This window comes from Roseibium sp. JB4-4 (assembly GCF_055693425.1).
Genome location: NZ_CM146333.1, coordinates 3,037,823 through 3,049,787 on the forward strand (window position 1 = coordinate 3,037,823; position 11,965 = coordinate 3,049,787).

Annotated in this window: 4 protein-coding genes; all 4 read left to right on the plus strand. The window is 59.0% G+C overall.

Annotated features, from left to right (window positions below; translation table 11 throughout):
- The first annotated feature begins 60 nt into the window (after positions 1–60).
- The 4 genes from ACZ1HV_RS14220 to ACZ1HV_RS14235 all read left to right on the plus strand — a co-directional run bounded on the left by ACZ1HV_RS14220 (position 61) and on the right by ACZ1HV_RS14235 (position 11,869).
- Positions 61–939 carry a M48 family metalloprotease gene (locus ACZ1HV_RS14220; RefSeq protein WP_472715522.1) on the plus strand — a complete coding sequence of 293 codons (879 nt, stop codon included), beginning with the start codon at positions 61–63 and terminating at the stop codon, positions 937–939.
- 628 nt (positions 940–1,567) lie between these two features.
- Positions 1,568–1,864 (plus strand): PRC-barrel domain-containing protein, encoded by a 297-nt coding sequence (locus ACZ1HV_RS14225; protein ID WP_281926577.1) that lies wholly within the window; start codon positions 1,568–1,570, stop codon positions 1,862–1,864.
- A gap of 418 nt (positions 1,865–2,282) precedes the next feature.
- Entirely contained in the window at positions 2,283–10,880 is an 8,598-nt protein-coding gene (locus tag ACZ1HV_RS14230; protein ID WP_472715523.1) for a GH36-type glycosyl hydrolase domain-containing protein, read from the plus strand.
- Between the two features lie 128 nt (positions 10,881–11,008).
- Positions 11,009–11,869, plus strand: a complete 861-nt coding sequence (locus ACZ1HV_RS14235) for a transglutaminase family protein (RefSeq protein WP_298815589.1) — start codon at positions 11,009–11,011, stop codon at positions 11,867–11,869.
- Positions 11,870–11,965 lie beyond the last annotated feature (96 nt).

Here is an 11,965-nt window from a genome sequence, read left to right on the forward strand (position 1 = left end):
TGAAAGCTTAAGCACAACACTCAATGCGCGAATATGCAGCCGAAGAATTTGGGAATTCCCATGATGAAAATTGTCGCGAGAATTGCAGCAATCGAGCTCGTTCGAGCCGTCTCGTTGACTGCCATCGCAATGTCAGCCTTTTGCATGGTGATGCTCACGTACTGTATCTTGGTGATTCCTTTGTCCCTCTTTTTTGGCCGTATTCCGCTTGAAGACTGGCAGGTCTTTTCAATGGCATTTGGATTGGCGGTTCTGCCGGCTGTATTCGTCGCCAAGGTCCCATCCGTCGCCGCAGGAAATTTCGATGTGATTTTCGCAACAAGGCGCCCTTCTGAGCGGGAAAAGACATTGATTGGCGAAGTCGAGGCGGTTCTGCAAGCGCGGTCTGTCGCGACGGGGATCAGGCTTCCCAGGCTGGTTTGGCGGATACAGGACAGCGGGGAGCTCAATGCTTTTGCCTATGCCCACAATCGGGTCGTGTTCACCAAAGGGCTATTGCTCAAGTATGGGGACACAGCTTCTGGGATTGAGCGCCTCAGCGGTGTCATCGCCCATGAAATCGGACACTTACGCAATTGGGATACTCGGATCCAAATGATGCAACACTATCTCAATCTACCCATCAATTTCGGTGCTGAACTTGCCAACAGAACACTCAACCGGATCCCCTTCGTCGGTTTGCTGTTCACCGCCGGAACAACAGTCCTATGCATCCCGGCCAAGGTCGCTGAGATGCTCATCAATTCGATATCGAGGTTCACCGAGTACGAGGCCGACCGATTTGCCGCCCGTCTTATTGAGGGAAACCGACTTTCTGAAATTCTAGACGACTTCTCGAAGATGGAAGAACAACAGAGCGACACTTTCAGCGCGTGGATACAGCGCTCTCATCCGCCGGCAGAATTGCGACATGAGGCCGTATCGAAACACGTTCTTTGAAAAGACCAGTGCCCTATTGGTCAGGGCGCTGCTGACGAACGACCGCTTCGCGTCCCCATACCAGTCGTTCGAACTGAAATGTCGCGGCCTGGAAGCCGACAAAATCCGCAAGCTTTGGATCGATGTGGGTGCCCCAAAAAACGACCCTTAGATCAATTTCGCGATATTCTTAAAGTTGCTGTTAGGTCACGCGCCTTGTGAGCTGTTGACATTGGCCGAATTCAGCGATGCATTGGTTAACTGCTCAGGACGCCCGACTGTGCCAGAATATCCTACCGGAAGTATTCAGGGCAACAATCGAGCCGCTGCAGTTGGCCAGCCGGAAACCGGGGTGGTTTTCGTCGATCTCTACATAAACGACGGTCAAAAGTTTGCATCACCACCGCCGACACGGTTCAGAGACCCGCAACTGAATATCTGGCTGCGGATTAGCCGGAAATGTGACGACACGCTAACCCACATCAGCATGCATCGCCACCGCTGCTGCTATGTTGTCACACAGCTTCAAAGATGGGCGACGCCATTAAACCCGGCACCAAACAGCTACTGACAAGTCACTTTTACCTGTCTGGCAACTCTGATCGGGCCTGGCGCCTATCGCGCACTCCAGCTACACCCAGGAGGTCCCATGGACCATTCATCACATGAGCCGCTTCAGGCCGGCGAGATCATTGCGGCTAACGTCAAGGGCACCGATATCTACGGACCCGATGATAAAGTGATGGGCAATGTCTCCGAAATGCTCGGCACCGGTCAGTATGCAAGGGCGGTCATTGAAGTTGGCGGCTTTTTCGGAATCGGGGTCAAGCAAGTTGCCCTTGATGTGTCACGCATCGACTTCATGCGCGATGAAAACGGAAAAGTCCTTGCTCACACCAAGATGAGCAAGGTCGAATTGAAAAACCTGCCGAAGCATCGAGGTTGAGCTGTCAAAGACAAAATCAACTGATCGGAACACTATCCGAAGCGCTTAAACACGCCGGAAAATGGCCTTCAGACGCGAGCACAGGAAAACGAAATGGCAAAGGGCAAAAGCCGCCGTGGCAGAGAAGACAGAAAGCCGAAACGGAAAAAGACCACGCCTGTCCCGCCAACTTCTTTCAACAAGGAGTTGACCTTCGAGACGAAACCGAAGGCAAAAATTGCCTGAACTGGCTTTGTGGCAGGACAATTGCCAATCTAACCGGGCATTGAACGCTGCTGCCAATAGGGCTTGCGCGGACAGATCCTTGATCGTGAATAGGCTTTGCTGCGGCCTGTAAATTTCCTCCGGCGGCATCTTGCATGCAGCACCGCCATTTCTCTGCTCGATGTTCGGCCAAAATTAGCATCGGAGGTTCCTGATGATCGTCGGGTTTCCCGGTTGGTTGCCGCTTCGACGGGCAAGCAAAGCCCCTTGGAACGATATCAATCCTGTACGTGCAGAGATGTTCGGGGCCGAACGTCTGGAACAGCATGCGGCGAGTCTGGCAGAACAACAAGACGTCACCCTTAAACCACCACGTGTCGTGTCGTTGCAGCGCCGGCTGGAAGAAAATGCAATTGCCTTGTCGGCCACGCACAAGGCCTGCAATCTTGAACTTGCAGCCGGTCACCCGATCGTGCCTGCTGCTCAGTGGCTTCTGGATAACTATCACCAGGTCGCGGCGCAAATCGGCGAAAGCCGCACCGATCTGCCGGCCAGTTACTACCGAACGCTGCCAAAGCTCTCAGATGGCGCGTTTCGAGGCTATCCGCGAGTCTTCGGACTGGTCTGGACCTATGTGGCACACACGGACAGCCACCTCGATGCGGTGATGCTATCCAGATTTATCCGCGCCTACCAACAGGTGCAGCCCCTGACCATCGGCGAACTCTGGGCGATTCCAATCACGCTGCGCCTCGTTCTTCTGGAAAATCTCCGGCGCCTCTCCGACCAGATCCGCATGGGTCACAAAAGACGCCATGAGGCTGACCAGCTTGCAGACCGTGTTCTCGGCGCAGGGAACACGCAAACCCACCCACTAGCCTACTTAGAAGCTGGCCTGAATGGGCGCATGTCCGAAGTCTTTGCGGCTCAACTGGCCAAGCGGCTTCGAGATTGCGATCCGCTCATCACTCCGGCTATCGGCTGGCTCGAGGAGCGTTTGGCGGCGCAGGGCAGCGATATTGATCTTGTTGTGCACCATTCACAGGAACGTCAGGGCGCTTCCAACGTCTCGGTGCGAAACGTCATCACGAGTCTGCGCACAATTTCCGAGATGGACTGGCCGGATCTGTTCGAGAGTGTCAGCCTCGTCGATGCGAAGCTGCGGGAATACGCGGGGTTTGCCGCAATGGATTTCGCCAGCCGCAATCTCTATAGAACGGCCATCGAGGATCTTGCCCGGCACTGTGATCGCAGCGAAATCGAGGTGGCAGGGTTGGCGCTCGAGGCCGCAGGCAGAGCGTCAGAGATGGCTGCAACGTCTCTCTCCAACGCACTTTGTCGGCGCCGAGGCGATCCCGGCTGGCATCTGTTTGCAGAAGGGCGGATCACCTTTGAGCGCCAAATCGGTTTTCGGCGAGCCTGGCGGCCCTGGCTTCACTTTCACCCCAGTCTTTCAGGTTACGCCGGCAGCATCATTGGCGTCGCCCTTGGCTTGCTCGTGCTTGGCCTCTGGGCGGTTACAGGTCTCGCCAACGCCCCCGTTTCGGGAGCGTTTCTGATCCTGTGGGCCGTCGTAGCCCTGATCCCTGCAAGTACTGTTTCGCAAATTCTTGTCGATCGCCTGCTCGGTTGGACAGTCCCTGCCACCGCGCTGCCGGGTTTGGCGCTCGAAGACGGGATTCCAGCCTCGCTGCGCACTTTAGTCGTCGTGCCGACACTCCTGACAAATGTCAGCGATATGCGCACGCAGATCGAAGGACTGGAAGTTCATTATCTGTCAGGTACAAAAGGAGATGTCACTTTCGCGCTTCTCACCGATGGCGTGGACACCCCTCACCAGAACATGCCGGGCGATGCGGCACTTGTGACACTGATCGACAAGGAAATCGCCAGGCTGAACCAGCTCTATGGTTCGGCCCCGTCGGGCGTGCGCTTTTTGCATCTGCATCGCCAGCGCCGGTATAATCCGGTTGAGAAACTCTGGATGGGATGGGAACGCAAGCGCGGCAAACTGCAGGAACTGAACCGCCTGCTGCGCGGTGCCACGGACACCGACTACCGTACCCCTGATGGCGGCATCCCAGTCGTCCCTCCTGACGTCCGGTATGTATTGACGCTGGATTCCGATACACGGATGCCACGCGACACGGTGCGACGGCTGGTCGGCAAGATGGCACACCCGTTAAGCCGCCCTGTTATCGACCCCGTCTTGCGCCGGGTAGGCGCGGGTCATGCGATCCTGCAACCTCGCGTCACTCCTGCCCTGCCGGCTGCGCGCAGTGGTACAGCCTTTCAGAATGCCACATCCGGGCCAGGCGGAATGGACCCCTATGCCGCAGCTGCGTCAGACATCTATCAGGATCTCTTCGGTGAAGGGTGCTTCACCGGCAAGGGCATTTACGATCTTGACGCATTCGAGACGGTGATGGCCGGGCGCGTTCCTGAAAACACCTTGTTGAGCCATGATTTGCTGGAGGGAATTTTCGCTCGAGCCGGACTAGCCTCAGACGTCGAGCTCGTTGAAACCTTTCCTGATCGGCAGGACCTTGCGGCACGCCGTATCCATCGCTGGTGCCGGGGCGATTGGCAGCTGTTGCCCTGGCTGGGACCGCACGGCGGGCTGGGTGCACTTGGGCGGCTCAAGGTTCTGGACACGCTGCGGCGCTCGCTTCTGGCGCCGGCGACCCTGGGCACGCTGGCACTGGGTTGGCTGCTACCCGGTCCGGCTGCCATTCTGATAACCGCGCTGGTATTGGCGATCCTGATGCTGCCGTCGTTCCTTCATGCGGCGGTTTCAGCAGTGCCGCATCGTGCCGGACTACATCTTCGAACACATCTGCGTCTGATGCGCGAAGATCTGGCGCTGGCGTTGCTTCAGACCGGGCTTGCGGCAGCTTTTCTTGCCGATGCCAGCTGGCGTTCGCTCGATGCCATCACACGTACACTGTGGCGACTGCTGGTCTCCCGTCGGCACTTGCTGCAATGGACCACCGCCGCCTCTCTCGCCGCGGCCCCGCGCCTGGATCTGGGCGGCTTCACGCGGGCCATGGCGCCTGGCACCACACTGGGACTGGCCCTGGCCGGGTTGACCGCCTTTGCCGCCCCGGCTTCGCTGCCGCTGATCCTGCCTTTCGCCGGGCTCTGGCTTGCTGCGCCTTTCATCGCCTTGCGCGTGAGCGAAATTCCCAAGCCAGGACCCGAAGCAACGTTGACACCTCAGGACGCACAGGCGCTACGTCTGATTGCCCGCCGGACCTGGCGCTATTTCGAGACATTCGTCACCACGGAAGACTGCCATTTGCCGCCAGACAATTTTCAGGAAAATCCCAGTCCTTCGATTGCCCACCGCACCTCTCCCACCAATATCGGGCTCTATCTTCTGGCAACAGTGGCTGCGCGCGACTTCGGCTGGATCAGCCTTAAACAGGTTGCCGAGCGGGTCTCCGCGACTCTTGATTCGATGGAAACGTTGCCGCGTCTCAATGGACATTTCTACAACTGGTACAGCACGCAGGATGGCCGGGTCCTTGACCCTCCCTACATCTCGTCGGTGGACAGCGGAAATCTTGCTGGACATCTGATCGCGCTTGCCAATGCGTGTGAAGAGTGGGCGGAGGCGCCTGCCGCGGATCTGCGACGCCGTCGCAGCGGTCTCGCCGATCTGTTGGACTTGGTCGAGATCGACGCAGTTCGGGCCGGCGTACTGCCAGATTCTAGCTTCCCTGCCACGATGCGGTCATTACGAGATAGCCTGGCACAATCCGAGATCGACTGGTCCGCCTTACAACACCTCGCCACCGAAGCAGAAAACTCCACAGGGGCCAGCAACCTGTCAGATGCGAGCGCACGATCCTGGCTGTCACTGTTGCGCGACAGTCTGAACGAAATGGCCGCAGACGCGGTTGGCTTTGGCATCGACCGATCCGATCTCGCCAGGCACCTGCGACAGCTCGGCGAAACCGCGCGCAGATTGGCGATGGAGATGGATTTCGCCTTTCTGCTGAACCCAGAGCGCAAACTGCTCTCAATAGGCTATTCGGTGCACGAAAACGCGCTCGACCCGGCTTGCTACGACCTCCTGGCGTCCGAGGCCCGTCTGGCGAGCCTATTAGCCATTGCCAAACAAGATATCCCTCCACGCCATTGGTTCCGGCTGAGCCGTGCCTCGACTGCGGTTCGTGGCGGCACAGCGCTTGTTTCATGGGCTGGATCGATGTTCGAATACCTGATGCCTGAGCTGGTGATGCGCGAACCCGAAGGTAGTCAGCTCGGACGCACCTGCCGATTGGCCGTCGCACGCCAGATCGCCTATGGCAAGGCTCAAAGTGTTCCCTGGGGTATCTCCGAATCCGGTTTCAATGCGCGGGATTTGGAATTCATCTACCAATACTCCTCTTTCGGCGTTCCCGGACTGGGGTTGAAACGCGGCCTTGCCGGCGATCTTGTGATCGCGCCCTATGCGACTGGTCTTGCCGCGATGCTCGATCCTGCCGCTGCGCGGAGGAATTACGACGCGATCGAAGGGTTAGGTGGACTTGGGGTCTTTGGCTTCTATGAAGCATTGGATTTCACCTCCGCCCGGGTGCTGCCCGGCCAGCGTTTGTCGGTTGTGCAAAGCTATATGGCCCATCATCAGGGAATGACCATCGCGGCTATTGCCAATGCATTGACTGACGGGCAGATGCGCGCGCGCTTCCACCGCGAGCCGATGATCCATGCCAGCGAACTGCTGCTACATGAGCGGTTGCCGCGCGATATCGCCCGCACACTTCCACCTCTCGAAGAGCCGGCGAAGAACCTCATGCAACCTTCGGAAGTGGAGCGAGGGCGGCGGATCTCATGTTGTCCGAGCGGTCTGCCCGTCAGCCATCTGATGTCGAACGGGCATTATGCTGTCATGTTGACCGCGACGGGAGGAAGTTATAGCCGTTGGGGAGACATCGCACTGACCCGCTGGGGAGAGGATGCGACACGTGACCATCAAGGCGCTTTACTGCACCTGCGGGACATTTCGGACGGGACGGTGCAGAGCTTTGGCCCCTGTCAGGAAGGGGCGACGACGTCCGACCAGGCCGTACAGTTTTTTGAAGACCACACGACCTTCACTGCCCAAACGGGGCGGCTTGACACGGTGCTCGACATCCTCGTCTCCGGTGAGGCCGATGCAGAGGTGCGCCGCCTGTCCATCACCAATTCGGGGCGCGGTGCTTGCGAGCTGGATGTAACTTCCTATGTCGAATTGACGCTGGCGACCCCTGCCTCTGAAACAGCTCATCCCGCTTTCTCACGGATGTTCGTGCAGACCGACTTCCTACCCGAATACGATGCGTTGATTGCATGGCGTCGCCGTCGTAGTCCGGACGAGCCGGAGATTTGGGCCGCACAGTTCATGAGAGTGGAAGGCGAGACAATCGCCCCCTTGCAATATGACACCGACCGAGCCACGGCACTCGGCCGCGACCAGGAACAGGCTCGGCCCCGCGCCATAACTCACCCCGGCCCGTTGGCGGGCCACACCGGAACAGTGCTCGATCCAGTCTTCGCCTTGCGCAACCGGCTACGCATCTCGCCGGGAGATACTGCACGTCTGATGGTCTGGATGGTTGCCGCAGATAGCCGAGAGGCGCTGATCGACCTGATCGATCGTCATCATGACAGCAATGCCTATGACCGTGCTCGAACGCTGGCATGGACCCAGGCTCAAGTGCAATTGCGTCATCTCGGCATTTCGCCGGATGAAGCCGCTGATTTCCAGCGTCTCGCGGCGCCGATCCTTTATCACGACATCAGGTTCCGGCCACCTGCGGCTGTTTTGGCAAAAGGGTCCGGACGGCAATCGGGCTTGTGGCCGCTGGCAATTTCTGGGGATCTACCTATCGTTTTGCTGCGCATCGACGATCCGGCAGACATCGGACAGGTCCGCGCGTTGCTCCAAGCTCATGAATACTGGCTTGGCAAACAACTGTCCGTGGACCTGGTTATTCTCAATGAAAACCCTGCCTCCTATGTGAAGGACCTGCAGACGGCAATAGACACTGCCCTGCGCAGCAGCCACTCCAGGCCACGCAGCGGCGAACAGCGTGTGCGGGGAGCGGTGTTCACACTTCGCTCCGATTTGATCGCACCGGAGGCTCGCGCGCAGCTTCTGGCAGCCGCAAGGGTGGTTCTTTTGGCACGTCGCGGCAAAATTGGTGATCAGCTTGTCATGGCGCAGAAGGATACCGACCTTTTCCTTGCCGAAGAGAGACTGGCAGAAATACTTCCGGAACCGGCCGGGCGCACCACTTCGAGGACAACCGACAAATCCGCAGTTCTCGATAGTCCAGCAGATCTGCTGGCCGCTGGTGAAAGTCTGGAATTCTTCAACGGCACTGGCGGATTTGACCAGGACGGGCGGGAGTACGTAATCCTGCTCGGCCCGAACGACACGACCCCAGCTCCCTGGATCAACGTTATTGCCAATCCCGGTTTCGGGTTCCAGGTATCGGCGAGCGGGAGTGGTTTCATGTGGGCCGAAAACAGCCGTGACAACCAATTGACACCCTGGTCCAACGATGCTGTGGCAGATCCGGCGGGCGAGGCCTTTTATATCCGAGACGACGACAACGGCACGCTGATCTCGCCGACCAGCCGTCCGCTGCGCAGGACAAGGGACGGGGCCGGAGAAGAAACCGGGCTGTATATCGTGCGGCATGGGTTCGGTTACAGCAAGTTCGAACATCAGGCGGACGGCATTGCCTGTGACCTGGTGCAATTCGTGCCTCGCCAAGACCCGGTACGGGTCTCGGTGCTACGTCTGAAGAATACCGGCCAGAAGCCGCGTCATCTGAGCGTTGCCGCCTATAGCGAACCGGTGATGGGAGTGTCGCGTGCCGCCTCTGCGCCTTTTCTAATTAGTTCACGTGATGGAGCGACCGGAGCCCTGCTGGTATGCAATCCCTGGAACACCACTTTTCCAGGCCGTGTTATGTTCACCGGCCTTTACGGCCCAGGGGCGGGTGTTGAAAGCTGGACAGGCGATCGCACGGAGTTTCTCGGACTGGGTGGGAGCGTAGCTGCCCCCGCAGCGCTTCACCGCCAGCCAACTCTTTCGGGCCGGCTTGGTGCCGGGTTCGACCCCTGCCTTGCGCAAATGAAGGCTGTTGTGCTTGCCCCTGGTGAAAGCGTCGAGGTTTTGCATTTGCTCGGCCAATGCACTGATGCGGCGACAGTTGGTGCGCTGGTCCGGCGCCTTCGCTCTTCAGATCCGCTCAAGATGCTGGCGGAAGTTCAAAAATATTGGACCGAAACTCTGGGCGCACTCCAGATAGAGACACCTGACCGGGCGATGGACATCATGGTCAACGGCTGGTTGCCCTATCAGACTCTTGCTTGCCGGATCGAGGCGCGGGCGGCCTTCTATCAGGCGAGCGGTGCCTATGGCTTCCGGGACCAGCTGCAGGACAACATGGCGCTCACGTTGACGCGGCCCGAGCATACCCGAGCCCACTTGCTGCGTGCCGCCGCACGTCAATTCCCCGAGGGCGACGTGCAGCATTGGTGGCTGCCGCATTCCGGACAGGGCGTACGCACGCGTATTTCGGATGATTGTGTCTGGCTCGGTCACGCGGTTGCCGCCTATGTTGCCAGCACGGGCGATGCAGCGGTGCTCGACGAACGTGTACCATTTCTGGAGGGGCACCGCCTTTGCGAGAGCGAACATGAAGCCTTCTTCCTGCCCGACGAAGCAGGCGACGACGCGTCGCTATTCACACACTGCGTGCTCGGGCTGGACCGCGCCCTGACGCTGACCAGCCCGTTTGGTCTGCCACTGATCGGCACAGGCGACTGGAACGACGGCATGAATCGCGTTGGCGCCGAAGGCCATGGTGAAAGCATCTGGTTAGGCTGGCTTCTGCTGCAGGCACTGAAGGCTTTCATTCCGCTGGCCGAGCCGCGCGACCCGGAGATTGCACGACGTTGGCGAACGAGGGCCGAAGCCTTGCGCCAGTCCATAGAGAAAAATGGATGGGATGGGGACTGGTATCGCCGGGCGACTTTCGACGATGGCACCTGGCTCGGCACGGCATCTGCGCGCACCTGCCGTATCGACTCGATCGTGCAAAGCTGGGCGGTGCTGTCGGGAAAGGCTGATCCCGTGCGCGCAAATCGTGCGATGGAAGCCTTCGACCGCCTTCTTGTAGACCGCGCCGACGGGCTGTCTCTGTTGTTCACCCCACCATTCGGCACGGACCCCACGCCCGGGAACCGCGATCCGGGATATATCGCCGCTTACCCACCAGGCCTGCGCGAAAATGGCGGGCAGTACAGCCATGCCGCGATGTGGGCGATCCTCGCCTGGGCGAGGCTGGGACGCGGCGATCGTGCTGCCGAGCTATTCTCGCTAGTCAATCCTATCAATCACTCGAGAACGGCAGATGCCGCACAGCGTTACAAGACCGAAGCTTATGCCGTCGCAGCCGACGTCTATTCCGTTGCGCCGCATATCGGCCGCGGTGGTTGGAGCTGGTACACCGGCTCAGCCGCCTGGATGCACCGTGCAGCGATCGAGGGGATCCTCGGCATTACCCGTGAGGGCAATCGCCTGCGCGTGGCACCCAACATCCCGGCGGACTGGCCAGGCTTTTCTGCTCGTCTGAAAGTAGCGGATACCTTGTGCGAAATTCGGGTAGTCCACACAGAAGATGCCGAGGCCCGGCTTGACGGGCAGGATATCGCAGCGGGGCCGGAGGTGTTTCTGCCGCTCGACGGTACCTCTCACGATCTGTTCCTTGGCCTCAGTCATGTCGAGCGAAAGACACCTACCGTGTGACAGAGCCGGGTTAAAAGACGGCTGCGAAAAGAGAACGTGCCCTCCCGTCTACCCGGTGTCAGCATCAGTTTGCCGGCAGAACACTGTGGGCGTGCGCCCTTCTTGCTTCAAACATCAGAAAGAACCTCATGACCACGTTGAGCACATGTCACGTGACCACCTATCGCTATCTGCAACCGGTCTTGCTTGGACCGCACCGGATGATGCTGCGGCCGCGTGAAGCGCGAGACCTGCGGCTCATTTCGCACGACTTGACGGTGTCGCCAGAGGCAGAGATCACCTGGGCTCATGATGTCGCGGGCAATGCTGTCGCGACTGCCCGGTTCAGCGCACCAACTCGACAATTGCTCATCGAAAGTCGGGCAACAGTTGAGTTGACCGCTTCAGCCTGGCCGGTACTCACCATTGCTGCCGAGGCCATCAACTACCCGTTTTTCTATTCCGATGACGACGTTACCGATCTAGGAGCGCTTGCAACACCTCAATATGCCGACCTTGACGGCCGACTATCCAGATGGGCCGAGGGTTTTGTCCTTGGACGTCCAACCGATACCTTGTCCCTGTTGAGGGACATCTCGACCGGGATTGCCTATCTAAGCCGCGAGATGCAGGGAACGCAGACGCCTCTGGACACACTATCGCGCGGATCAGGGGCATGTCGCGACATTGCAGTCCTGTTCGCGGAGGCTGTGCGAAGCCTCGGTTTCGGAGCGCGCATCGTCTCCGGCTACCTGTACGATCCTGAAAGGTGTCTCGTGGGGCATGAAGGCACGGGTTCCACCCATGCCTGGACGGAAGTCTTTGTACCAGGTGCGGGATGGGTCGCTTTCGATCCCACGAACCAAAGTGTCGGATCGAAAAATCTGATCCCCTTGGCCGTCGCCCGCGGTATTCATCAGGTCGTCCCGGTCGCCGGCAGTTTTACGGGAACCGGGAGCGCTCTGGGAGAAATGTCAGTCGAAGTGCATCATACAGTGATTGATGATTGAAGTTGGAATGCCGACCGGGAATTCATTGGACGCCGCGGTATCGGGAAACGTCGAACGGAGCACGGCACATATCGCGACGAGGGCCGGCTCAACCCA

Coding starts and splice junctions, on each gene's coding strand:
- ACZ1HV_RS14225 (WP_281926577.1), top strand. CDS start 1,568: ATGGACCATTCATCACATGAGCCGCTTCAGGCCGGCGAGATCATTGCG.
- ACZ1HV_RS14220 (WP_472715522.1), top strand. CDS start 61: ATGATGAAAATTGTCGCGAGAATTGCAGCAATCGAGCTCGTTCGAGCC.
- ACZ1HV_RS14235 (WP_298815589.1), top strand. CDS start 11,009: ATGACCACGTTGAGCACATGTCACGTGACCACCTATCGCTATCTGCAA.
- ACZ1HV_RS14230 (WP_472715523.1), top strand. CDS start 2,283: ATGATCGTCGGGTTTCCCGGTTGGTTGCCGCTTCGACGGGCAAGCAAA.